The 24,309-nt window shown below is 40.7% G+C and carries 28 protein-coding genes and 2 pseudogenes; 24 read left to right on the top strand and 6 right to left on the bottom strand.

Annotation, left to right across the window (positions count from 1 at the left end; genetic code table 11):
• Nucleotides 1-10 precede the first annotated feature (10 nt).
• The 17 genes and pseudogenes from DSBG_RS13060 to DSBG_RS12990 all read left to right on the top strand — a co-directional run bounded on the left by DSBG_RS13060 (nt 11) and on the right by DSBG_RS12990 (nt 11,443).
• A complete protein-coding gene (locus DSBG_RS13060) occupies nt 11-943 on the top strand; it encodes a branched-chain amino acid ABC transporter permease (RefSeq protein WP_068964760.1) in 933 nt (310 codons plus the stop codon).
• Entirely contained in the window at nt 912-2,138 is a 1,227-nt protein-coding gene (locus DSBG_RS13055; protein WP_068964759.1) for an Rpn family recombination-promoting nuclease/putative transposase, read from the top strand. Before DSBG_RS13060 ends, DSBG_RS13055 begins: the two co-directional genes overlap by 32 nt.
• A gap of 64 nt (nt 2,139-2,202) precedes the next feature.
• Entirely contained in the window at nt 2,203-2,805 is a 603-nt protein-coding gene (locus tag DSBG_RS13050; RefSeq protein WP_068964758.1) for a class I SAM-dependent methyltransferase, read from the top strand.
• Between the two features lie 73 nt (nt 2,806-2,878).
• Entirely contained in the window at nt 2,879-3,676 is a 798-nt protein-coding gene (locus DSBG_RS13045; protein ID WP_068964757.1) for a PhzF family phenazine biosynthesis protein, read from the top strand.
• 341 nt (nt 3,677-4,017) lie between these two features.
• Entirely contained in the window at nt 4,018-4,293 is a 276-nt protein-coding gene (locus DSBG_RS13040) for a hypothetical protein (protein ID WP_068964756.1), read from the top strand.
• Nucleotides 4,294-4,313: 20 nt separating this feature from the next.
• Nucleotides 4,314-4,955, top strand: coding sequence for a hypothetical protein (locus tag DSBG_RS13035; RefSeq protein WP_068964755.1), 642 nt, complete (start codon nt 4,314-4,316; stop codon nt 4,953-4,955).
• 111 nt (nt 4,956-5,066) lie between these two features.
• Nucleotides 5,067-5,324, top strand: a complete 258-nt coding sequence (locus tag DSBG_RS13030; RefSeq protein WP_068964754.1) for a hypothetical protein — start codon at nt 5,067-5,069, stop codon at nt 5,322-5,324.
• 476 nt (nt 5,325-5,800) lie between these two features.
• Nucleotides 5,801-6,259 carry a hypothetical protein gene (locus DSBG_RS13025; RefSeq protein ID WP_141694310.1) on the top strand — a complete coding sequence of 153 codons (459 nt, stop codon included), beginning with the start codon at nt 5,801-5,803 and terminating at the stop codon, nt 6,257-6,259.
• A gap of 119 nt (nt 6,260-6,378) precedes the next feature.
• The gene (locus DSBG_RS13020) at nt 6,379-7,527 is read left to right on the top strand and encodes an aldo/keto reductase (RefSeq protein ID WP_068964768.1); all 1,149 of its coding nucleotides are present in this window, start codon (nt 6,379-6,381) and stop codon (nt 7,525-7,527) included.
• A gap of 95 nt (nt 7,528-7,622) precedes the next feature.
• The gene (locus DSBG_RS13015; protein ID WP_068964752.1) at nt 7,623-8,009 is read left to right on the top strand and encodes a MerR family transcriptional regulator; all 387 of its coding nucleotides are present in this window, start codon (nt 7,623-7,625) and stop codon (nt 8,007-8,009) included.
• 3 nt (nt 8,010-8,012) lie between these two features.
• Nucleotides 8,013-8,117: pseudogene (locus DSBG_RS22505) on the top strand (flavodoxin family protein); the annotation flags it as partial.
• Between the two features lie 62 nt (nt 8,118-8,179).
• Nucleotides 8,180-8,647, top strand: coding sequence for a carboxymuconolactone decarboxylase family protein (locus DSBG_RS13010; protein WP_242877613.1), 468 nt, complete (start codon nt 8,180-8,182; stop codon nt 8,645-8,647).
• Nucleotides 8,648-8,765: 118 nt separating this feature from the next.
• Nucleotides 8,766-9,596 carry an SDR family oxidoreductase gene (locus DSBG_RS13005; RefSeq protein WP_068964751.1) on the top strand — a complete coding sequence of 277 codons (831 nt, stop codon included), beginning with the start codon at nt 8,766-8,768 and terminating at the stop codon, nt 9,594-9,596.
• A gap of 55 nt (nt 9,597-9,651) precedes the next feature.
• Nucleotides 9,652-9,882 (top strand): hypothetical protein, encoded by a 231-nt coding sequence (locus tag DSBG_RS13000; protein WP_068964750.1) that lies wholly within the window; start codon nt 9,652-9,654, stop codon nt 9,880-9,882.
• Between the two features lie 38 nt (nt 9,883-9,920).
• Nucleotides 9,921-10,346 carry a cupin domain-containing protein gene (locus tag DSBG_RS12995; RefSeq protein WP_068964749.1) on the top strand — a complete coding sequence of 142 codons (426 nt, stop codon included), beginning with the start codon at nt 9,921-9,923 and terminating at the stop codon, nt 10,344-10,346.
• A 113-nt stretch (nt 10,347-10,459) separates the two neighbouring features.
• Entirely contained in the window at nt 10,460-10,588 is a 129-nt protein-coding gene (locus DSBG_RS24055; protein ID WP_282434216.1) for a hypothetical protein, read from the top strand.
• Between the two features lie 12 nt (nt 10,589-10,600).
• On the top strand, nt 10,601-11,443 hold the full coding sequence (locus tag DSBG_RS12990) for an aldo/keto reductase (protein WP_068964748.1): 843 nt from the start codon (nt 10,601-10,603) through the stop codon (nt 11,441-11,443).
• 227 nt (nt 11,444-11,670) lie between these two features.
• Here DSBG_RS12990 and DSBG_RS23755 read toward each other — a convergent pair.
• Nucleotides 11,671-11,937: pseudogene (locus DSBG_RS23755) on the bottom strand (helix-turn-helix transcriptional regulator); the annotation flags it as partial.
• Between the two features lie 352 nt (nt 11,938-12,289).
• Between DSBG_RS23755 and DSBG_RS12985 the strand changes: the two are divergent.
• Nucleotides 12,290-12,823 carry a YfiT family bacillithiol transferase gene (locus tag DSBG_RS12985; RefSeq protein WP_068964747.1) on the top strand — a complete coding sequence of 178 codons (534 nt, stop codon included), beginning with the start codon at nt 12,290-12,292 and terminating at the stop codon, nt 12,821-12,823.
• A 313-nt stretch (nt 12,824-13,136) separates the two neighbouring features.
• Nucleotides 13,137-13,532: an Rpn family recombination-promoting nuclease/putative transposase gene (locus DSBG_RS12980; protein ID WP_242877611.1), complete on the top strand. Its 396-nt coding sequence runs from the start codon at nt 13,137-13,139 to the stop codon at nt 13,530-13,532.
• 172 nt (nt 13,533-13,704) lie between these two features.
• On the opposite strand, the gene hisS is transcribed toward DSBG_RS12980, so the two are convergent.
• From hisS to DSBG_RS12965, 3 genes are all read right to left on the bottom strand, one after another.
• Nucleotides 13,705-15,015 (bottom strand): histidine--tRNA ligase, encoded by a 1,311-nt coding sequence (gene hisS / locus DSBG_RS12975; protein ID WP_068964746.1) that lies wholly within the window; start codon nt 15,013-15,015, stop codon nt 13,705-13,707.
• Nucleotides 15,016-15,045: 30 nt separating this feature from the next.
• The gene (locus DSBG_RS12970; protein ID WP_068964745.1) at nt 15,046-16,251 is read right to left on the bottom strand and encodes an NADP-dependent isocitrate dehydrogenase; all 1,206 of its coding nucleotides are present in this window, start codon (nt 16,249-16,251) and stop codon (nt 15,046-15,048) included.
• A 237-nt stretch (nt 16,252-16,488) separates the two neighbouring features.
• A complete protein-coding gene (locus DSBG_RS12965; RefSeq protein ID WP_068964744.1) occupies nt 16,489-17,715 on the bottom strand; it encodes an MFS transporter in 1,227 nt (408 codons plus the stop codon).
• A 664-nt stretch (nt 17,716-18,379) separates the two neighbouring features.
• Between DSBG_RS12965 and DSBG_RS12960 the strand changes: the two genes are divergently transcribed.
• Complete coding sequence (locus DSBG_RS12960; protein WP_068964743.1) at nt 18,380-20,455, top strand: ATP-binding protein; 2,076 nt, start codon at nt 18,380-18,382, stop codon at nt 20,453-20,455.
• Nucleotides 20,456-20,849: 394 nt separating this feature from the next.
• On the opposite strand, the gene DSBG_RS12955 is transcribed toward DSBG_RS12960, so the two are convergent.
• Together DSBG_RS12955 and DSBG_RS12950 are read right to left on the bottom strand one after the other, a co-directional pair.
• A complete protein-coding gene (locus tag DSBG_RS12955) occupies nt 20,850-21,410 on the bottom strand; it encodes a nitroreductase family protein (RefSeq protein ID WP_068964742.1) in 561 nt (186 codons plus the stop codon).
• Between the two features lie 79 nt (nt 21,411-21,489).
• Nucleotides 21,490-21,792 (bottom strand): carboxymuconolactone decarboxylase family protein, encoded by a 303-nt coding sequence (locus DSBG_RS12950; RefSeq protein WP_068964741.1) that lies wholly within the window; start codon nt 21,790-21,792, stop codon nt 21,490-21,492.
• 305 nt (nt 21,793-22,097) lie between these two features.
• Here DSBG_RS12950 and DSBG_RS12945 point away from each other — a divergent pair, with 305 nt between their 5' ends.
• From DSBG_RS12945 to DSBG_RS12930, 4 genes are read left to right on the top strand one after another with little or no spacing between them, the layout of a single operon-like run.
• The gene (locus DSBG_RS12945; protein WP_068964740.1) at nt 22,098-22,499 is read left to right on the top strand and encodes a DUF2089 domain-containing protein; all 402 of its coding nucleotides are present in this window, start codon (nt 22,098-22,100) and stop codon (nt 22,497-22,499) included.
• 16 nt (nt 22,500-22,515) lie between these two features.
• On the top strand, nt 22,516-22,971 hold the full coding sequence (locus tag DSBG_RS12940; protein ID WP_068964739.1) for an SHOCT-like domain-containing protein: 456 nt from the start codon (nt 22,516-22,518) through the stop codon (nt 22,969-22,971).
• Nucleotides 22,961-23,287: a hypothetical protein gene (locus tag DSBG_RS12935; RefSeq protein ID WP_068964738.1), complete on the top strand. Its 327-nt coding sequence runs from the start codon at nt 22,961-22,963 to the stop codon at nt 23,285-23,287. The genes DSBG_RS12940 and DSBG_RS12935 overlap by 11 nt, the downstream gene beginning before the upstream one ends.
• Before the next feature lie 11 nt (nt 23,288-23,298).
• On the top strand, nt 23,299-23,649 hold the full coding sequence (locus DSBG_RS12930; RefSeq protein ID WP_068964737.1) for a phage holin family protein: 351 nt from the start codon (nt 23,299-23,301) through the stop codon (nt 23,647-23,649).
• The last annotated feature ends 660 nt before the right edge of the window (nt 23,650-24,309 follow it).

Genomic DNA, 24,309 nt, shown 5'->3' with positions numbered 1-24,309 from the left:
GTGAGATAGTTTGGATAGTATCCTCAACCCCTATTACCTGGGGATCGTTGTCATCGTAGGAATCTATGTCATTTTGGCGCTGGGACTCAATATCGTTACGGGTTTTGCCGGACAAGTTTCTCTTGGTCATGCTGCTTTTTATGCCATCGGGGCTTACACTTCAGCCATATTAAGCCTGCAGGGGCATTTGATTTTTTGGTTAGCCTTGCCTGCAGCAGCGATCGTAACCTGGTGTACGGGGATTGTTCTCGGCTTGCCAAGCTTGCGGGTGAAGGAAGACTTCTTGGCCATCGTAACCTTAGGCCTCGGCTTGATCATTCAATCGCTAGCCAACAATTTAAAGATTACTGGCGGTGCTCTCGGTTTGGGCAGTATTCCTCAGCCTGAGTTATTTGGAGAGCCTATGTCCAATTTTTCGTTTGCCGTTATGACCTGGCTGTTTGTTGCTCTAGCGGCCTTTGTTGCTTGGCGAGCGCTAAACTCCAGAGTTGGCCGGGCGTGGCTTGCCATCCGTGAGGATGAATTGGTCGCCGATGCTTTAGGGGTTAATACCACACGCCTCAAAGTTTTGGCCTTTGCCTTAGGGGCACTTTATGCAGGGGTTGCAGGAAGTTTATTTGCTCATTACACCACGTTTATTAGTGCCGATTCTTTTGGGTTCAATGAATCGGCTACGATCTTAAGTATGATTGTCCTGGGTGGTTTGGGAAGTATTCCCGGAGCAATCACCGGAGCAATTTTGCTCGCCCTGGCCCCAGAGGTTTTACGTCCTCTTGCTGATTACCGAATGCTCATTTATGGACTTCTTCTGGTTATATTGATGCGTTACCGACCCCAGGGATTGTTCGGGCGGAGTAAAGCGATTCGCGATCGGTATGCAAAAAAGTGGCTGAAGAAGGGGGGGCCAAAGCATGAAGCTGCTGGAAACCAAAAAACTCACTAAAACCTTCGGAGGTTTAACCGCCGTATCCCAGGTTGACATGCACGTTGATTCGGGTGAGATCCTGGGTTTAATTGGCCCTAACGGCGCCGGGAAGACCACATTTTTTAATCTGATTTCCGGTTTGTACCAGCCAACGGCGGGGGAAATTATCTTTCAAAATCAAACGGTTCATGGATTTAAAGGCTATCAAATGGCTGAGGCCGGGATAGCCAGAACCTTTCAAAATATACGCTTATTGTCTAGTCTGTCGGTGCTCGAGAACGTCCTTCTAGGCTCTTATACCCGGGGCAAAGCAGGATTGTGGGGGGCCATCTTGAAAGGAAAGCGGGTCAAGGCAGAAGAAAAACGTGTCCGTCAGGAGAGTATGGAACAGCTCGAGCTTGTGGGATTGCAGGATTATGCGCATCAGCCTGCCGGTGTTCTTTCTTATGGGCAGCAGCGTAAACTGGAGATTGCCAGAGCCTTGGCAATCTATCCTGCTCTGCTCCTTTTAGATGAACCCACGGCTGGGATGAATGCTGAAGAAGTCGCAGAAATCATGAGTTTAGTGCGCTATCTGAAATCACATAATAAAACCAAACAAATCGATATTGAGATTCAAATATTACCGACAGAATTCATGCCCGAAAGAACCATGTTCTACTGGTCTAAGATGTACACAAGTCAAGTAAAGTCAGGTGATACCTATTCCAAACTAAAGAAATGTATCACCATCAACATCGTTGATTTTCAATGTACTCCACTTCAAAAGTTGTACTCCAGCTATCATTTGACAGAGGACGAAACCGGCTACCGGTTGACGGACATCTTAGAGGTTCATTTCCTAGAGATCATAAAGCTAGCAAATATGGCTATTCCAAGAGATGAGAATGACCGAATTGTTGAATGGATGGAATTCCTAGATGCAAAATCAAAAGGAGTGATTGAGATGTTAGCAGAAAAGAACAAGGATATTAAAAAAGCTTATGATTTATTGCAGATCATCAGTAAGGATGAAAAGGCAAGAATGCTGTACGATGCCAGAGAAGCTGAGCTTCGTGACCAGCTAACTAGGATAGAGGCCGCAGAGAATAAAGGAAAGGCTGAAGGGAAGGCTGAAGTAGCGAAGAATCTTTTAGACCTAGGGATGGAGGTCTCAACGGTAGCGAAAGTAGCAGGGATGACGGAAGAAGAAGTTAAACTGCTAAAAGATTAATGATGTTCAAGAGAATACCAGAGGAGAATAATGTTATGATTCTGCCTTGATAAGGGGGAAATATATGCGCGAAATGGAAAGGCATGTAATGATATTCAATGTCATTGCCCCCGTATATAATTGGTTTTTTACCAGACAAGTTCGTACTTACCGGTCCCTCATAGCTCAAAACGAACGGTTATTCCAACTTCCTACAGCTGGTAGGGTTCTCGATATAGGCTGCGGGACTGGGGCTTTTTTATTTTGTTTATCTGAAAGGGGTTATCAGGCTGTTGGAGTAGATTTTTCTCCTTCAATGTTACGGGCAGCCAAAAAGTCAACAGTGGGAAAATCTATAGAGTTATTGCAAGGAGATGTAACGCAGGGCCTAGATTTTCCAGACAAGAGTTTCGACTTGGTTCTTGCCTCCTATGTTCTTCATGGTATTAGTTCCGGCTTACGACAACAATTCTATGCAGAGGCCAGCAGGCTTTCCAATGGCCGGGTTCTATTTTATGACTATAATAAGAACCGCCGGATTTTCACAGATATAATTGAATGGGCGGAAAGAGGAGATTATTTTGAGTTCGTACGTCATGGAGAAGACGAAATGAGAGCTTGTTTTCCGTCGGTAGAAAGAATAGATGTTGGTATCCAAACCGCTCTTTATATTTGTTCACCTTTGTGATGACCGGGCTGAATCACCCCGACAGTTACATGTCATGAACATATTTCGATTTCGTTAATAGTGGAGGTTAATTATGGTTGATATTTACCAAGTAGACTCTTTTACTACTGAACGATTCAAGGGCAATCCAGCAGGAGTATGCGTTTTAGACGAATTTCCTGATTCTAAAAGTATGCTTAATATGGCTAGAGAGATGAACTTATCTGAGACTGCTTTTGTGGTAAGAGATAACGATGAGTTTAGGCTTAGGTGGTTCACTCCTACATTTGAGATAGATCTATGTGGACATGCTACTTTAGCAACAGCCCATATCTTATGGGCAGAAGGATTTTGGGAAAAAGAGAAAACTATTATATTCAATACGCGAAGTGGTAAGCTTATTATTAATCTTATAAACGATTTGATAGAAATGGATTTTCCGTGTCTAGAGTATTCAGAGGTAATTGAAGTACCAAGTTCACTAATTGAAGGTTTAGGAGGAATAATACCGACTTTCAAGGGTAAATCAAGAGAAAACTACATAATTGAAGTTGCAACCGAAGAAGAAGTTAGAGGTATACGGATTGACATTTCCAAACTGTTAAAATGTAAGATGCACGGGGTCATAGTCACAGCTAAAGGTTCAGGTAAGTATGATTTTGTATCAAGATTTTTTGCCCCAGAAGTTGGAGTTCCTGAAGACCCAGTAACAGGCTCGGCACACTGTGTTCTGGCCCCATTTTGGAGTGACAGATTAGGTGGTACCAAATTCAGAGCGTACCAATGTTCCGAACGTGGCGGAGATGTAAATATAGAACTATTGGAAGATAGGGTATTATTACGAGGAAATGCTGTCACCTTTTTTAAAGGGAAGATATTGGAAGAACTTTAGAATAACTAAGAATAATTGTATCAGAAATTAAGTGTGTAGTAACATTTATGTTGTGTCTTGCTTAATAAGAAGCACTGGTGCCCCTGATGTTGGTGCTTTTCCATAACCTTAGTTATAGGATCCAAATATTAAAAGATAGATTATTACTTATGAATAGATTTCGACATACCAATAAGAGCACTGATATATGGTAATTTTAAAGGATAAATTGTTCTTGACTAATCATTCCCCAAGGGGTTACTCCAAAAGAAGGTCCCTTTCGAAGCTTGGGGGACAGGTTGGGGTGAAGGGCTACAGGGAGACTAAAGCTAGTTTAATGAACGGTCTTTGGAGGGATAGCTTTGGCTAATTATAGAATTAAATGCACTGTTAAAAAGATATCTGGCAATAGACAATGTTGTATCGGATCAGCACAAGTACGACTTGGTGAAGAATATATAATTGGATCCAGAACCCCTGAAAATGGAATGTGTGGTCGGGCTTTTCATACCATACACCTAAAGGTCACTGCCGCAAGCCTTATACAGTGGTTTTGGGCGGATTTCATATCCCCCACTGGCTACAACCAGACACCTCATCGAAAGTCAATAGGTGCCGGGAGCGGTGGAGTCCGGTAGTGTTTTGTAATGGAGGTTAAATGACTAAGAAGATTCTATTAATTTCTGCTTTCTTGGTAAGTATTTTGGTTTCTGGTTGTACATCACAAAACAACTCATGGCCAAATGCTGATGTACATGCTACAAATAAAGTTTCCCAACCTGTCATTAATAGTCAGCAACAAAACGCCAATAGTACACAAGCAAATGCTAATAGCCCGCAAACGATGGCCGAGACTGTTAATCCTCTCCAAAAGACAGAGAAGTCAACCTCAAACGAGCACTATACTAATCCACGATTCGGATTTTCTATTGATTACCCTTCAACCTTTAGTGTTCATGAAGAACCGCCAGAAGATGGAGATGGAATGGGCGTCAAAACTCCTGATGGCCATGCGACAATTATTGCTTATGGGGCAAATGTTTGTGATTGGGATGTTAACTATTTTTATCAAGAAGCATTAAATGCTCGTAATGTAACTTATAAAATCCAAAAGGGTAACTGGTATGTTGTATCATGGCTAGATAGAGATACTATTGGTTATACAAAAGGAATTGTCGGAAGGGTCTCTATGAATGCCTTTGTGATTCAATACCCAAAAACTGAACAGCAAATCTACAGCCATGTGATTGATATACTTTCGGCAACATTTAAAACACCTGGAATTGGCGAAATTCATTAATTTAAACGTCTTTCGAACTCGGAATTCAAACAACCTTTTGCTGTTTTGTTCGCTCAAGTGCCGAGTCATTTTATAAAGAAAGCCACTTTCGAAAATAGGTTGGGGGTTAGGTTGAAGGATACTGGTTATGCATCAACCGGAGCGTTTTGGGTGTTTTGTGGGGACTGGCATAGTAATTTATTGTATTTAAGGAAAGTTGGTTTATCTAAAAGGGAAACTGCATGTAATTACTTAGTCCTAGGTCCATACTGCCTGGGATTTTTTGTTGTAGTGCTAGTGCTGCGACCAATTATTTTCTCAAACATTGTGTTGGCAGCGGATTTTGAAAGCTGGCTTGAAATAGCAGGTGTGTTATTCACAGAACAATAAAATGTGAGAAAAATCTCATGTGATTCAAATTTCATCGTAGTTATACCGTGTTCTATAGTGGCCGAGTCCCACATCTTTAAGGCCGTAGCTGATTCCTAGGTTTTTCTGTTTTGGGCACAAAAAAACACCATCCGGATAGGTATTATTTCCATTGGCGTTAACTGTGTTATCCGGAATTTATTTCCACGCAAGCATATCATTCTTTATTGCTGGAAGTTCAAATGTTTCTGTCATCAGTCTTTGCATTTTGGTGCAATGACAAGCCAGCTAAATATGACGTTGTCAGCAGTCTGCCTCTGTTGAACCGGGAGTTATTAACGCTGCCTTAAAAGGCTAAAAGGGGACGGCTAGGCCTCGGGAGGGTCAGCAAATAACTACAGTGGCCCGATATCTCCACGTTCTTGTTTCATAGATCATGTAGGGTTTCTGTGACCCGTCATATAAAAATACTAAATTGTTAAACATTTGTAAGAGCTATGAACTGGGTTATTGATAGAAAAGAAATCTATCTGGAGGAACTTTCAAGAGACATGTACCATGGTCTTGAGCCGATAGCTGAAGAATATACAATGGAAGAGCTTTACGCCCGCCTGGAGAACTTGCAAGAGAAAATGAAGGGATTGGGAAAGCAGAGTATAAAGGCTGGAAATGTTGATGAGAATGGACATTCAGTTCTTAGTGCGGAAATAGAAAAGGTGCAAAATCGGATGAAGAAACTTAAAGAGCAACAAATTGAGCGAACAATGCGAGAAAAGAGGGTGGAGGAATTAAGGGATTATCTGATAGCGCAGGAGAGTAGGATTGACAAGTTCGACGATGTTCAATTTCGGAACAAATACTCATTAATCAAGTTAAATATTGAATGGTCCTTTTCTAATAGGAATACGGTTAAATTTAATTGTATTCCTATTAAAAAGTGCTTGACCTGGTGTTAACTCCAGATGATAGACTATGACACAAGGTTGATCTCTTGCTAAATATCGTAGGTATAGTGCTTTGAAATAGTGTGAGCAACAAAGCTGAAAACTATATAAAGCATTTTAGAAAGGGGAAAATTGAAGTGAAAAATTTAGGTTTTGGATGTATGAGGTTACCACTCCTAGACAAAAATGACCAGACTTCCTTTGATACAGAAACGTTAAACAAACTAGTAGATACCTTTTTGGAGAAAGGATTTACTTACTTTGATACGGCTTATGTCTATCATAGCTACATGAGTGAGGACGTCATGAGAGAAGCTCTTGTAAAAAGGCATAAACGAGATGATTTTGCTCTTGCCACAAAGCTTCCGATGAGAGATATCAAAACTGTGGAGGATCAAGAAAAAGTCTTTAATGAACAGCTGGAAAAATGCGATGTGGAGTATTTCGATTATTATCTGCTGCATAATATTGGCGTTATTTCGTATAAGAAAGCGTGTGAACTTGATAGTTTCAGTTTTGGAATTAATAAAAAGAAAGAAGGTAAGATTAAGAACTTTGGTATGTCCTTCCATGATACACCGGAATTACTGGACGAGATTTTAACGGCCCACCCTGAATTGGATTTTGTCCAGCTACAGATCAATTATATCGACTGGGAAAACCCAAGTATCCAGTCAAGAAGGTGCTATGAGGTAGCCAGAAAGCATCAGAAACCGATTATCGTCATGGAACCCTGTAAAGGAGGCACTCTGGCAACAGTTCCGGAAAAAGCAGAAAAGCTAATGAAAGACTATAATCCCCAAGCATCCATTCCGTCCTGGGCAATCAGCTATGCTGCCAGTCAGGAAGGCGTCTTCATGGTGCTCAGCGGAATGAACACAATGGAGCAGGTGCTTGATAATACTTCCTATATGGAGGACTTCAAACCGCTGAACGAAGAAGAGTACAGGATTATCCATCAGGTCATCGAAATTATCAATGAAAATACGGCAATTGCCTGTACAACCTGCCGATACTGCGAAAAGGGCTGCCCGAAAAGGATTGCGATACCGGATTACTTTGCTTTGTACAACAGTGCCAAACGTGCAACGACAACTAATTTTTCAAGTCAGTTTGTCTATTATATAAACCTTACGGCTAATAATCATGGTAAGGCAAGTGATTGCATCGGCTGTAAGGAATGTGAAAAAGCCTGCCCACAGCATTTGAAGATCACAGAGCATTTAAAAGATGTATCAGCTATGTTTGATGTAACACCCCAGTTTCCTACTAGAAAATAAAGATGGAAGTAGGGTGAAAATGACTATGGGAATAATTGCTTGACCTGGAGTTAACTCCAGGTGATATGGTTGTAAAGACGAGGAGGTAATCTCAGATGATGATTGCAGAAGTCAGTGAAAAATACGATCTTACTCAGGATACACTTCGCTATTATGAACGCATCGGACTGATTCCTCATGTTAACCGCAATAAAAGCGGAATCAGGGATTATACGGAAGAGGATTGCAGGTGGGTCGAATTTATCAAATGTATGAGAAATGCAGGTCTTCCAATAGAAGCATTAATTGAGTATGTTGCGCTGTTCCAACAGGGAAATGAAACTACCCAGGCCAGAAAAGAACTTTTAACTGAACAGCGTAAGCAGCTAATTCAAAGAATGGAAGATATGCAGAAAACACTAGAACGCTTGAATTACAAAATTGAGAGCTATGAACAGTCAGTGGTTAAAAAGGAAAATGAACTAAAAAGAGTGGAGGATTAGTTTATGAGTAAAAAAGTATTGGTGCTATCCGCCAGCCCGAGAAAAGGCGGAAATTCTGATCAGCTTTGCGATCAGTTTGTACTCGGTGCAAACGAAGCAGGTCATCAGACGTAGGTGTTACGCCAATAGAAATCAAAGAGATAGTTTATCAGTCCGTACCATACTGCGGCATGGCAAAATCCTTTGATTTTATTCATGGTACTAATGAAATTCTTATAAGCAAGGGTATTGAACTTCCTTTAGAGGGTCAGTCAACAACTAATCCGGATACCAGAATGGAGAAAGGATTAAACATCCAAAAAGAGATCGTTGGAGCAGAAGCAATTGACAAGATGTATGATAATTCTCCAGAAAGTCAGATTCATATTCGGAAATATTTATCCGCAAACTGTTTTGGAGACTATTATACAAGAAATGGACTTGATATCAAGACAAGAGAACTGCTTACGTTTGCCATGCTGATTGCTATGGGGGGATGCGAACCACAGGCAAAAGGCCACATAATGGCAAACTTAAATGTAGGAAATGATAAACAGCTTTTATTATCGGTTGTTACTAATCTGCTGCCTTACATCGGTTATCCAAGAACATTAAGCGCAATCAGTTATTTAAATGAGATGATTCCAGAAAGTCAATAAGGGAGAGGGACAGTAAATGAGTGAAGTAAAAGAATTTATGAAGAATACAACAAACTTTAATGACAGACAGGAGAAACCTTTATTATTTTGAAGAGTGCATTTAAAGGAGAATAGTCGCATGAAAGAAGTAATGATTTGGGTCGGTGCCGGTCAAATTGGTATGGCTATTGCCAGAAGAATGGGCTTTGACAAAAAGCTTGTTGTTGGTGATAAGAAGCTGGAGAATGCGCAGACTATTGCTAAAATTATGACTGATGCTGGATTTGACGTGGTCCCGATGGAGATGGATCTCTCATCCAGAGATTCCATACGTTGCCTGATTGCGGAAGCACAGAAGTATGGTGAGATATCCATGTTGGTTAATTCTGCTGGTGTTTCCCCCAGTCAGGCACCGATTGAAGCGATTTTGAAGGTGGATTTGTACGGCACAGCCGTTCTGCTGGAGGAAGTCGGGAGGGTTATTAAAGACTGCGGTACTGGTGTGACGATTTCCAGCCAGTCCGGTCACCGGATGCCTGCACTTAGTGCGGAAGTGGATGAGCAGCTGGCTTGTACTTCTACGGAAGATCTTCTGAAACTGGAAGTGCTTCAGCCGGAGAATATCAAAGATACCTTGCACGCCTATCAGATGGCGAAACGCTGCAATGCAAAGAGGGTTATGGTGGAATCTATAAAATGGGGTGCCAGAGGTGCGCGAATCAATTCCATCTCTCCGGGAATCATTGTCACCCCGCTGGCCATTGATGAGTTTAACGGCCCCAGAGGTGATTTCTACAAGAATATGTTTGCCAAATGCCCGGCAGGTCGTCCGGGAACAGCAGATGAGATAGCCAATGTGGCAGAACTGCTGATGAGTCCCCAGGGAGCATTTATCACTGGTGCGGACTTCTTAATTGATGGCGGTGCAACAGCCTCCTATTTCTATGGTCCCTTAAAGCCACAGGTATAAACAGACAAGGTGAATATGAATAAGAAATTGCTTTAGCTATCATGAAGAGATTGCTTTGGATTTTCCCGCATTGGAAGTTGGCCAAAAGACCATTGAAATGCTGTCCGATTTCTTCTTTAATACCCTCGGTTTAAAGAGCACCTTGACAGAAATCGGCATTGATGATTCCAAGTTTGAAATAATGGACAAGAAATCCTGTGGAAACGGAATGATGCCGGGATATAAGCCGCTGAACCAGCAGGATGTTGAAAATATCTTTAATGTGTCTGTAATCCGGGAACGGTAAAGATGTTTTACCCGATATTGCATAAAGGAGAATCAAACATGGATAATACCAATAATTTGAGTGAAAGCGTAATCTTCGCAAAAGGCGAAAAGGCTCCCGAGGCATTTGCAAAGTATTTTATCGGGACTAACTATCTTAAGATGCTTGTACCACCTAATAGTCCATTAAAGTGTCCAATTGGCAATGTAACGTTTGAACCGGGATGTCGTAACAACTGGCATAAACATCCTGGGGGGCAGATTCTTTTGGTTACAGGTGGAAGAGGATGGTATCAGGAAGAAGGGAAACCAGCACGGGAATTACTTCCAGGTGATGTTGTGGAAATACTTCCGAATGTGAAACACTGGCATGGTGCGGCGGCGGATAGTTGGTTTGTTCATCTTGCAATAGAAGCAAATGCATCAGCTGGTCCTGCTGAATGGTTGGAGCCTGTAACGGATGAAGAATATAACAAATTGAAATAACACCAGGGAATAAGCTGGATGACTCACTGGGTGACCTGTCATTCAGCTTCTCGTAAAATTGAAATTTAATATGGGAAGAAAATTCAAACTGACGATTGACGGAACCGTATATCATGCAAATATGGTGGAGAATCCCGGCACCCTTCGATGTCGTGCATTTGGGTGATATGGTAGAAGATGTGATTCCGCAGCTTAAGGATGCAGGTGCCATGGTACGGGTGCTTTGCGAAATAGATGATTAGGAGGACAAAAACATGGAGTATGTCGTGTTAAACAATGGTGTGAAGATGCCGAAATTAGGTTATGGTGTCTATCAGGTGACACCGGAAGAGTGTGAGCGTTGTGTTCTGGATGCCATCAGCGTAGGCTATCGTTCCATCGATACGGCACAGGCTTACGGAAATGAAGAGGGTGTCGGCTATGCCATCGAGAAATGTGGAGTACCTCGTGAGGAACTCTTCATCACAACGAAGGTATGGATTTCCAATGGCGGCTATGAAAAGGCAAAGGCATCGATCGAGGAATCCTTGAGAAAGCTGAAAACCGAATATATTGATTTGCTTCTCATTCATCAACCGTTTAATGATTATTACGGAACCTATCGTGCGATGGAGGAAGCCTACAAGGAGGGCAAAATCCGTGCTATCGGTGTTTCCAACTTTTATCCTGACAGACTGATTGACCTGTGCCATTTCGTTGAGATTATCCCCGCAGTGAATCAGGTGGAAACTCACGTATTCCAGCAGCAGGCAGAGGCCCATGAAATCATGAGGAAGTATGAAGTACAACATGAATCTTGGGGGCCGTTTGCTGAGGGCCGTAAGGATTTCTTTACCAATCCTGTTCTGAATGAAATCAGTGCGAAGTATCGCAAATCGGCAGCGCAGGTTGCGCTTCGCTTCCTGCTTCAGAGCGATGTAGTCGTGATTCCGAAGTCCACCCACAAGGAGCGCATGCTTGAGAATATCAATGTATTTGACTTCGAGCTGACCGAAGATGACATGAAAGCTATCCGTGCTTTAGACGAGAAAGAGAGTGCATTCTTCTCACATTATGACCCAGCTACAGTGGAAATGCTGACTGGATTGGTTAGATAATGATATGACTATATAAAAAGATAAGGCTTGAAAATGTATAATAAAATGCAAGGAGAAAATTAATTGTAGGTAATATGTTAATTGTATCATTATTGTATTGAATCATTAAATAGTGTAGGCACGCGGACTTATACACTATCTTATAGCAATAAAAAAATCTAATGAAACTATCAACTGAATTTGTCAACAGTTTTCAAAACCGACATTCTTCAGTCTCAATGTGCTTTGTCCACTAAAGATATCCTTCTTTGTTTAACTACTACTGTAAAGCTTCCTTTATCAACAATCTTGTAATTCATATCTTCATCTCCTTTTATTGAAATGTGAAAGGAATATTTTGGATATGCCTTGAGATTTGCACCCAGCCCGCGCGCAGCCGAAGGGCTTATTCTATGCATTTCCCCAAAAGCTTTTGTGAAGGCTTCGGGTGTTTCATAGCCATACCTATATGCTACATCGATGATCTTTTTACAGGATAATATATCCTGTGCGCTCTTTATATTTGTTCACCTTTGTGATGACCGGGCTGAATCACCCCGCCGCCAGTTGCGCCGTGCTAAGTTCAAGAAGCCACTTTGATAAAGCTTAGCCAGTGGTCAAGTACCGAGTCTTGCGTTGGGGTACTAAAGGTGGCACTTCTACCCGGAGAGTGTTGGAGGTTAAATTAACGGAGCGTTTTTGGACGCTCTTTTTGCGTTCTTATTGCAGGAAGTGGAGGATAATTGTGGAATTATTACGAATGTATTGATTTGACGTGTTAATCACGCAGAGAGCGTTAGTTGTAATGGCGGAATGGTGTTCAGGATATAGTTAAATAAATTAGTAAAAGTTTGGGAGGTCTTGTCAATGGATAAACTTCGGTATCCTATCGGTCAATTTAATATGTCAGAAGATGTTAGTCTAGATCAAGTTGAAAATTTGATTGCCCAAATTGAGGTTTTACCTCGGTTACTTACCGATTCAGTTAAAGATTTGTCTGAGGAACAATTGAGTACTTCTTATAGACCAGGAGGATGGACGATACGGCAAGTGATTCATCATATAGCTGATAGTCATATGAATAGTTACATTAGATTTAAACTCGCATTAACTGAGGACACTCCGACAATAAAGCCATTTAACGAAGCGTTATGGGCTGAGCTTGAAGATGCTCGAACCTTACCGGTGGATGTTTCTTTGAATCTTCTAGAAACTTTACATAAAAGATGGTCTGTTTTACTCAGGTCGATGTCACCTGTTGAACTCAATCGTCAATTTTGTCACCCTGAAGTGGGAGATTTAAGTCTTAAAAAGGCAATTGGGTTATATGCTTGGCACGGTAATCATCATTTGGCACATATCACGAATTATAGAAAGAATATAGGCCTTCAAACGCATTAGGTCACTTGTTCGCTTATTCCAGCCACACCATTTATACCCAATCACCGCACCGTAGCGCCTTGCTAAGTTCAAGCAGATCGCCGCTTTATAAAGCCTAGCCAGCGGTCAAGTACAGAGTCCGCTTTCGAAGGTTGGTAAGTGGGGTTGGGATGAAAGTTTACTGAAATAGAGTTTATTAAGAGCACACAATGATTTACCTAGAACTCATATAGATAGCTTATTGCCCAAGATTGATCTTTTTCGTATTGCTAGATTTTAGGATCTGGCTTTTTAAGATTTCATCGTTAAATAATTAAATATTCCGACAGAATTCATGCCCGAAAGAACCATGTTCTACTGGTCTAAGATTTACACAAGTCAAGTAAAGTCATATGATACCTATTCCAAGCTAAAGAAATGTATCACCATCAACATCGTTGATTTTCAATGTACTCCACTTCAAAAGTTGTACTCCAGCTATCATTTGACAGAGGACGAAACCGGCTACCGGTTGACGGACATCTTAGAGGTTCATTTCCTAGAGATCATAAAGCTAGCAAATATGGCTATTCCAAGAGATGAGAATGACCGAATTGTTGAATGGATGGAATTCCTAGATGCAAAATCAAAAGGAGTGATTGAGATGTTAGCAGAAAAGAACAAGGATATCAAAAAAGCTTATGATTTATTGCAGATCATCAGTAAGGATGAAAAGGCAAGAATACTGTAAGATGCCAGAGAAGCTGAGCTTCGTGACCAGCTAACGAGGATAGAGGCTCCAGAGAATAAAGGAAAGGCTGAAGGAAGATCTGAAACAGTTTTAATCAAAGCGATGGAGAAGAGAATGGGGAACTAGCTATCCACGAACAATAAAAGAACCGAGGCGCAGCCTCGGTTTTTAACTATGTTGTTTGTATGAGCCTGACAGCCTCATCAAGCCTCAAAGATTTTTGCTCGCCAGTCTGCAAGTTTTTGAGGGTGACCATGTTTTCAGCCACTTCGTTTTCTCCTAAGAGGGCTACCCAGGGAATGCTAAGTTTGTCGGCATACCCTAATTTTTTGGCAATTTTGCCGTCTTCATAATAGATCTGAAGCGAAACCCCTTGTGTTCTTAATTTTTGCGCAACATTCAAGGCATAAGAAACAGTATCCCCCAGAGGGACAATCAGAACCTGGGACGGTGCTGGATTCTCAACCTTGAAAAAATTTGCTTCTTTTAGCTGGTAAAATAAACGAGTCAAGCCAATCGATATTCCGACACCAGGCAGTTGCTGCTTGGTGTAATAACCGGCCAAGTTATCGTATCGTCCACCGGAACAAACGCTGCCGATGCTTGGGTAATCATTGAGGATCGTTTCATAGATCGTCCCGGTATAATAATCTAAACCACGAGCGATGGTAAGATCAATCTGGTAGTTTTCTTCGGGGACATTCAAGAGCCCAACATGCTGGATCACTTGGGTAAGTTCCTCCAGACCCAGGTTAAATTCTGGGTCATCCAGGCCCATTGCTTTAAGTTTTGTCAGAACCTCTTCATTACTACCTTTGAGTTGAATGAACGTCATAAGTCTAACGATAGCGGATTCTTCAATACCTAATTCCCGGAGTTCCTTAATGACCGCTTCTGGGCCGATTTTATCCAACTTGTCGATGATTCGTAACACATCGGCTTTGTTGGGCAGGGCTAAAGCTGAGAAAAAACCATTGAGGACTTTCCGATTATTAATCCGGATAGTAAACGATTCAAAGCCCAAGTCCTTGAAGGTTGAGTAGATAACGCCGGGAATCTCAGCATCGTTGAGAATGCTTAATTGCCCATTGCCTATGATATCAATGTCACATTGGTAAAATTCTCGGAAACGGCCTTTTTGGTTGCGCTCACCCCGGAAGACCTTGCCTAACTGGTACCTGCGAAAAGGAAAGGTAAGATCGGAGGAGTGTAGGGCTACATAGCGCGCCAGGGGGACAGTCAGATCGAATCTCATTGAGAGGTCAGTATCCCCTTTGTTGAAGCGGTAAATCTGCTTTTCTGTTTCCCCGCCCCCTTTGGCTAGAAGGATTTCGGATTTTTCGATGATCGGAGTGTCGATGGGCAGGAACCCGAATTTCTCGTAGTTCAAACGAATTGTATCTAACATGCGGTTAAACAACAACTGATCAGCTGGTAAGAGTTCCATAAACCCCGGTAAGATTGAGGGCTTCACAATATCCATGTAGTTTCTCTCCTTGTGGCGATTTTTAAATTAGAGGATTTCGTCCAACCTTTGTTTGATTTCAATCAGGAAGTTACGTGTATTGACAACCTTCTTATTCATTACTTCAGACAGTTCTGCTAAATCTTTGGTCATAACCCCTTCTTCGATGGTCTTAATGGAAGCTGCTTCTAACATGTCGGCGAATTCTACTAATTCTTGAATCCCATCTAGTTCGCCGCGTTTTCTTAAAGCCCCAGTCCAGGCAAAAATTGTAGCCATAGAATTGGTCGATGTTTCTTCGCCTTTAAGGTGTTTGTAATAATGCCTAGTGACCGTACCATGGGCAGCTTCGAATTCATAATAACCGTCTGGAGATACTAATGCCGAAGTCATCATGGCTAGGCTGCCAAAAGCAGTGGCCACCATGTCGGACATGACATCACCGTCGTAATTCTTGCATGCCCAGATAAAACCACCTTCGGACCGGATAACTCGGGCTACAGCATCATCAATCAGAGTGTAGAAATATTCAATCTTTGCTTCTTCAAACTTCTGCTTGTATTCTTGGTCGTAGATATCTTGGAATATATCTTTAAAAGTATGATCATATTTTTTGGAAATAGTGTCTTTTGTCGAAAACCACAAATCCTGCTTGACATCGAGGGCATAATTGAAGCAAGTTCGGGCAAAACTTGCTATGGATTTGTCGATATTATGCATCCCAAGAATTACACCCTTGCCTTGGAAATCAAAAATAGTCTGCCGTACTTCGCCGTTTTCTCCGGTAAAAACAAGCTCGGTTTTACCTGGGCCTTCCACTCTATATTCGACGTCCTTGTAGATATCACCATAGGCATGTCGAGCAATAGTGATGGGCTTTTTCCAAGTGCGGATAAACGGCTTAATGCTGTCAACAATGATCGGCGCCCTAAAAACAGTACCATCAAGAATTGCTCTGATAGTACCGTTGGGGCTCTTCCACATTTCTTTTAGATTATATTCTTTAATCCGTTGAGCGTTGGGGGTGATGGTGGCACACTTAACAGCAACGCCATATTTTATGGTAGCAAGGGCTGAATCCGTCGTAATTTGGTCATTAGACTCATCCCTTTTCTGTAATCCCAAATCATAATACTCAGTTTTAAGTTCAACGTAAGGTTCAATTAATAATTCTTTAATCCACTTCCAAATAATTCGAGTCATTTCGTCCCCGTCCATTTCTACCAAGGGGACATTCATTTTGATTTTGGTCATTAAATTTTCTCCTTCCAAATCATAGGGGTTAATAAAAGTTAATTCTACACAAAACTTGTTAGTCCTCCATTACCGGATAATTAGTTCTCTAATAGGAGCTAATAACTGTAACTGCAAACCCTTGATCTATAGTACAGGATCTTAAACAGTAGAGGCAATGAGAATTATTACATGTTGATATTATATCCAAAAAATGCTTTGTGCAACTCTTACCGTTCCATCAAACTCGTTGCCGCCTTAGCTTTTGATATGACAGTTCCTTTGTTGGTTCTTCCGATTAATATCTTGTGAAATAGAGCTCAAGCGAAGCGACAGGAAAAGAGCGAGTAGCAAGAAACTTAAGATCATGCAGATGACGCCCCCCCAGCCAAACAGCAACCAAAAGATACCACCGACTGTTCCACCGATGCTAGAACCTACATAGTAGAAGAAAAGATAAAGAGCTGAGGCCTGGGCTTTGTCATGAATAGCCCGGTGTCCAACCCAACTGCTGGCAAGGGAATGACTGCCAAAAAAACCAAAGGTAAAAATAGCAATGCCCAAGATTTTGAGCACTAAAGGAACACTTAAGGTAATGAGTGCGCCGGTGGCCATGACCAGCAGAGCAACCCAAAGCACTTGGCGGCGTCCATAAATGTCTGATAAGCGGCCCAGCCAAGTCGAGCTAAACGTCCCGACGATAAAGATCACAAAAATCCAGCCAACGGTCGTTTGACTGAGCAAGTAGGGGGGAGCAATTAATTGATAGCCTATGTAATTAAAGAGTGTGACAAAACTGCCCATTAGAAAGAAGCTAATCCCATATAAGCAAAGCAGTCCGGGGTCCCTTAGGTGGTTGAACATTGATTTCAGCAATTCTCCAATGTCAAACGAGCGCGGTTGAAAGTGTTTCGACTCCGGCAGCAAGTAACAAAATACTAAGCTCGCCAGGATACTTAAGATACCGATGCTACCAAGTGCTATCCGCCAATTGAAGTAATCGCTGAGCATCCCGATAAAAATCCGCCCGCTCATACCGCCAATTGAGTTTCCGCTAATGTAAAGTCCCATCGCTATCCCTAAGTTAGCAGGTGCAATCTCTTCACTGAGGTAGGCCATCGCCACAGCGGGTAAACCTGCTAGGACAAGTCCTTGAAGGACACGCACGAAGAGGAGTGAATAATAGTTGGGGACGAAAGGGATAACAACGGTCAGCAGGGATGCAGCCCAAAGAGAAAATATCATGAGGGGCTTTCGTCCCTTGACTTCGGATAGGGAACCGACGAATAACATGCTGACGGCCAAGGCAATCGTCGTTAGTGAAAGCGACAGACTAGCTACAGCGGGAGAAATGTGAAACTCCCGGGAAAACTCAGGTAACAACGGTTGCGTACAATACATGATAGCAAATGTGTTGAAACCACCAAAAAATAAGGCCACGTTGGTTTTACGGAAGGCTACAGTTCCTTTTTGCATATAACTCATCGTATGATCACCCCAAATTTGCTTACTGTTCTATAGTACACCTTGACAGGATTAACGTCTAATCTAGAATTCAAATTACTTAAGGTGTCTGTTCTCTTCCACTGCTAGTCGTTTGGGAATGACCGATATTCTACGATCTTTAACGTGTTAAAAAGAAATACAAAGAGCAAATAAAATTTAACATATTCCTTACAAAGAGTTCATGGAACAGTAACAAATCTAGGCTATAATAAAGATACAACATACGCAGCCTACTCCCCCTCCAAGTGAGGGGACTTTTTTTGTACTTATTTTTAGAAAGCAAAACTTCGATACTTTCTGTAGAATAAGCGTAGTTATTTGCTCATATGCAGCCTACGCGTCACCGACTATTAAATAAGTTTAGGATAAAAGCCTGTCTAGTGAATCGGTAAGATCCCGAATCCTGCCAGGCTTTTTCAAATTAACTATGGACTCTAAAACTAATAATTATTGAACAACCACAATTTTTTTAATTGAAGAAGGAGCTTTACCTCTTATCGTCGAAAATATAGGGTTAGAGTAATCGGATATACAAGGGAGTGGAAAAGGGCAATAGAAGTGCATGCGGTAGATTTAACCATTTTTTGGTAGATACCAATTTAGTAGTCAAATATACTAATGATTTTGAGGGGATCACATTAGAATGATGCAGATATATTTCTTGATCTTTTTCACAGGAGCCATATTTTATTTTCTGTTTGGACTTTATATAATCTTAAAAGATCGAAATACAAATATAAGCAGAATGTTATTTATTATGTGTATTGATTTGTTTTTGTGGGCAATAGGTTATAGTTTTATGTTTAATGCCTCAGACATATATTCAGCTAATTTTTGGAGATTAGTTGCAGCTCTGGGATGGTGTGCTTTTTTTAGCATTTGGTTAATTACCGCCCTCATGATTAAAAATGGCAATGAAAAAAAACTAGGTTGTAGAAAAATATTGCTTTTATGTCTTCCAGCGGTTTTATTTTACATAAATACTTTGAGATATAACCCAAGTGATGTCCTTTATCATTTAAACAACGGATGGAGCGACAGGTACCCGGTGAATTTCTGGGAAATACTGTTTTATGTTTATACTGTTTTATCTGCAATCTTAAATGTAATGATCTTCAGAAAAATGGCTAAAAATTCTAAATTGCAACGAGAAAAAGAACAAGCCAAGATTATTGGAATAACAACTCTACTTTCTTTTACAATTGCTATTTTCACGGATATTGTCTTGCCTTTATTCCAAATACCAATTGTTACAGTGGGAATCTTAACAGCTCCTATTGGATTAATCGGTATTTGGTACTCAATAAAGAAATATAAATTAATAGAAATAACTCCAAAATATGTTTCTGAATATGTATTTGAATATATATTTAAAAATGTTAATGATCCAATTTTTATTATAGGAGAAGATCTTTCGATAAAAAAGGCCAATAATATAGCTTTAGAAAGTATGACAGAAGTAACATTTCATACAATGGTTGAAAATAATAAGGAAATTTTTCAAAATCTTCTTCAAACAGGGAGTATTCATAGCATAGAAGTAGATCTCATTAATAATGAGGATGTTAGCCAGGCATGTGAATTATCTGGGAAGGTTATTTATGATGAATTTAAAGATATATTAGGTGTTGTGATAATTTTACATGATATTTCAGAGAGTAAAAAAACTGAAAAACTATTAAGAAGCTATAACAATCAATTGGAAGATGAACGAAAGCGCCTTTATTCGTTAATTGATGAATTACCAGGATTAGTCTGTATTCGAACAATCAAAGGGCAAATAGTTTTTGCTAACCATAATTTCAAAGAGGTCTTTGGTGAAACCAATAATAAGCAGTGTCATTGTATTTTTTATAATAAAGATGAACCTTGCAGCAATTGTGAAATACTACTGAGTTCCGAAGCGGAAACACTCAAGCAATGGCAATGTGTTATTAGAGACACTATTTTCGAAGTATTCCAGCAACCTTTTCAAGATTCTAATGGTGAACAATTATTTCTAATGCAAATGAATGATATTACTAAAAGAGAACTGGCTTTAGAGGAAGTAACTCGTTTAGATAGACTAAATCTTGTTGGAGAATTAGCAGCCAGTATTGCCCATGAAGTACGTAATCCTATGACTACAGTACGAGGTTTTTTACAGATATTAAAAAGTAGAGATATGTCCCAACAAAACGTAGAATACTTTGATTTGATGATTAGCGAGTTAGATGGGGCGAACAGCATTCTTACTGAGTTTTTATCTATAGCAAAAACAAAATCAAAATTAGATACTGGAGTAAAACTTAACCATTTAGTCAATTCATTGTATCCTTTAATTTTTGCTGATGCTACGAATCAGGATAAACAAGTTGAATTGGAAACTGAAGAAGTAGCTGAAGCGATAATGAATGAGAGGGAAATAAGACAGTTAATCCTAAATCTCACAAGAAACGGACTAGAGTCAATGCCCGCAAAGGGGACACTCAAAATAATGACTTATATGGAGGAAAACAATATAGTCCTTGCTGTACAAGACCAAGGTGCAGGAATTAATGATGAAATTATTGCGAGATTAGGGACACCGTTTCTAACAACAAAGGAAGGCGGTACTGGTTTGGGCTTAGCGTCGTGTTACAGTATAGCTGAAAGACATAATGCCAAGATCATTGTAGAATCTTCCTCTGCCGGTACGACCTTTTTCGTAAAATTTAAGGCGATAAACCAATTAATGTAACGTACAAAAATTAACGAACAAGGCCTTGGTGCAGGCTATTAACGCTGTTGCCCACGCCTTGGGCAAGGCGACAATTGCCGAATATGTGGAAAATGCTGCAATATGGTTATATTTTACGGGAACTAGAGATCGATTGTGGGCAAGGGTATTTTTCAGGAAAGTCGGCATCGTTGGTACAGCGTGGATTGTGAACGTATCATGGCCATTCAAGCCAAAGATTAAGCGCTTGTGTAGAATGAGATCAGAATAACGAAACTAGAAAGAGGGACTTCGTCATCAGCCGAAGTCCCTCTTTCTAGTTTCCTAATAAACATAGATCTAAGAATTTTATTGAAGATGTAATTCATACTCTTCAGTCTGTGCTAAAGCGAAAGAACTTTCTTTAGGGTCAAATCTAATTAATGATAGTTACCGTGTTTTCTTTTCTTGGTGCTGCAGTCGGGGTTTCTACGGCTGCATAACCAAAGACACCTGAAGTAAATATCTTATATCCTTGGGGAATGCCTAAGGCGTTCATTAAAGCCTTACCTTCTTCACTATTACTTAAGTGAGTTAGGGCATGAATCCAACAAGACCCTATACCTATAGAAGAAGCGGCTAAAAATAAATTTCCCATTGCCAAGGTGCAGTCACATTGTGGCGCAATAGCTTTTTCGTCGCCGGATATAATTATCCAGGTAGGAGCATTGTAAAAAGCATTGAATTTATCAGATTTCGCCATCTCTTCGAAGCGTTTATTACCTGACTTTAGGAAAATGCCTCGAAGTGTTTGATTTATTTTCTGGATAGTATCCTTGTCTTGTACTACAGTAAAATGCCAAGACTGTTGATTCATGGCACTGGGAGCATACATCCCCGCCTTTAAAATTAGTTGCAAATCCGCATCCTTAATTTGTTCTTGCTTATAAGCTCTGATGCTGCGTCTACTTAGAATTGTTGAAATTGTCTCGTTCATCAAAATCATTCTCCTTATATTTAGAATGCAGGCTTATGTAACTTCGCCATAGTATATCAGTAAACAGGGATGATTTAAGTTACTCATTTTTTCTAAAGGCAGCTGAAGATGCCATTAAGATCGAATTGCCTGATGCGAAGTAAGCTATACGCAAAGCCTCAGCAATTTCGGCATCGGTTGCCCCAACTGACCTGGCTTGCTTAGCTACTGAAGTTACCCCTGGAACTGAACCATGAGCGGCATCCAAAGCCAAGGCAATCAGGAGTTTAGTCTTTTCATCTAGAGCTCCGGGTGTCATAGCAGACGAGACTACTTTGTCAATAGCTTGTCCAAAGTCAGGGTCATTTGATTCTAGGAACTTTAGAAAAGGTGGTAATGCCATTATAAAACCTCCCATACCTAATTTGTTTGTTAAGAAATAGTATAGCACTTTTGAGAATTCCTCAGCAAATCGTCAACAAACTCCCAATATCCACTCTTCAGCCAGGAGGCAACCTATCTTTTCAGCTGCAGTGCTGTAAACTATAATTCTAGGGGGGCTTGAAAAGATAAGCTTTAAAGTTGTAACTTTAACATTATTAATGTATTAATTAATAATGTTAAAGTATTTATTGACATATTGAATAAACGGAGTTATGATCTTAAACATAGTACTGCTACAAGTAACTGACGTTAGAGGTGATGATCTTGGTTTATAAAATGCCCCATCGGTGTCCGGTGTGTGATTGCGAAATGCGAATCAGTAAATTAACCTGTACCCATTGTCCGACTAAAATTGAAGGAGATTTCAGCTCCTGTAAATTTTGTCAGCTTCCGGCAGAACAACTAATTTTTGTGGAAGCGTTTATCAAATGCCGGGGAAATATCAAAGAGGTGGAAAAAGAGTTGGGTATATCCTATCCAACCGTTCGAAGTCGCTTAGATAGTGTGATTGAAACACTAGGTTACAGTGTGGAAAAGGAGCAGGAAAAGGTAAAGGTGGACTCACAAGAGGAAAGTTTACGCAGGCAGGAGATTCTGGAAGCCCTCGAGCGAGGGGATATTTCAGCACAAGAAGCTACCTATCAAATGAGAAAAATGGGTAAATAAGAAAGGAGTCAGGATAATGAGTAACGAAAAAATGAAGATTCTTGAGATGATTCAAGAAGGTAAACTTACAGCGACTGAAGGGATGGATCTGTTAAAGGCGATTGAGGAGGGGAGTCCGCGTGAAGAAGTTCCTCAGATAGCTGAATTTGAGCCGGAAAAAAGGGCGAAGATGGCCGCAACTTACGGGGATCGCTTCTTGCGTGTTCGGGTCGTCGGCGAAAAAACATTAAAGGTAAATGTCAATGTTCCTTTCAGCCTGATACGATCAGCCTCTAAACTTATTGTTTACGCAATGAGCTTTGTTCCTGCGGATAAGCGTGCGGAGCTGGAACAAAAAGGTCTTGATTTGCAAGCTTTGGACGTTGAAGGGCTTGTCCGAATCATTGAAGAAAGCGTGGATGGCAAGATCGTTGACGTTGAAGTTGCAGACCCTCAAGAGGGAAGAATCAAGGTGGAAGTGTGTGTGGAGTAAATCAGCTAGGTTGTTAATGGTACGGATCAAACTTAAACGGCGCTGGGGATTCGCATTTCCGGTGCCTATCTGGGTAGTTGATGAATTCATGGAGGCCCTTACTGACCTAGCTTGGATAGGGGAATTGGCCTTAAAGAATGTTCCAACATTTAGAGATGAGAAGGCTCGCAACCATCTGAATTGGGTTAAAGGAATTTCGCTAAGTGGGATAATTGTAGCCTCACATGGCTTCATTAAAGACCTGAGCAGGTATAAAGGACTGGACGTTGTCGATGTGGAAACAGAAGATGTACAGGTCAAAATAAGTTTAAAGTAAGGGGAGATAGGATGAAACGACAGAGATATTTTTACCGCGTTTTAATCAACACTCTTGCCTTTTTCCTGGCAGCCCAATTATTGCCCATTGAAGCAGCAACCCCCTTCCACTTCTTAGGAGCAGGTATTGTCCTTAGTCTGGTCAACCTTTTGATTCGGCCTGTGCTAATTATTTTGACCATCCCGCTGAATATTTTAACACTAGGGGTTTTCACTATTGTAATTAATACTTGGATGATTATGCTTACCAGTGGTTTTTTACCGGGTTTTTACATTCGAGGGTTTGGAACGTCATTTATTGTGTCAATCATCGTGTCCTTAGCTAACTGGGCTTTTAAAAAAATACTAAGCCAGCAACACTGATTAAGGTTGCTGGCTACTTATTATTTATCCATTCTATGTATTTTGCGACACCTTCTGCTATAAAGTGGGTGTTCATTATTCGAGTGGCAGTGCGATGCTACCGGTTGTTGATACCAGGTCTCCATGTTATGCTCAGTAAATGGGATTTTCTTTGTGGCCACTTTTTCACCTCCTCATTAACTAAAACGAATTAAAAGTAAAAAAGTCACGGTATTGAGGAATTACTGTAATTTGGCAGTTTGAAAAATCATGTATCTTTAAAGATTTGAATTCATCTAAGGACCCTTTACTTCTTATAGTTACAACAAGGAGTGGAGGGACTCTAAAGCTAAGGCTGTAAAATTTAAATGATTTACTGGAGGTTAGTGTGATGGCTAGATTGTTACTCATTTTACTTGGAATTGTGGCACTCTTTTCGGGTATAACATACCTACTATGGCGGTTATCGCGTGTAAAGATAGTTAAATATTCACCAGCCTTACTCTGCTTACTTGCTGGGGGATACTACCTTTACCTAGCGAAGACGGTCCATGTTGGATTTGCGGATCTCGCAAATGCAATTACGTCAATGATGTTTCTTTCAGGCTTTGTATCAGGGTTAGTAACGTGTTTAATCTTAGATTTAGTATTGCCTCGATTTAAATCATAGTTAAAAACTCT

Source organism: Desulfosporosinus cupriresistens (assembly GCF_001707885.1).
GTDB lineage: Bacteria > Bacillota > Desulfitobacteriia > Desulfitobacteriales > Desulfitobacteriaceae > Desulfosporosinus.
This window is presented reverse-complemented; position numbering and strand designations above follow the sequence as displayed.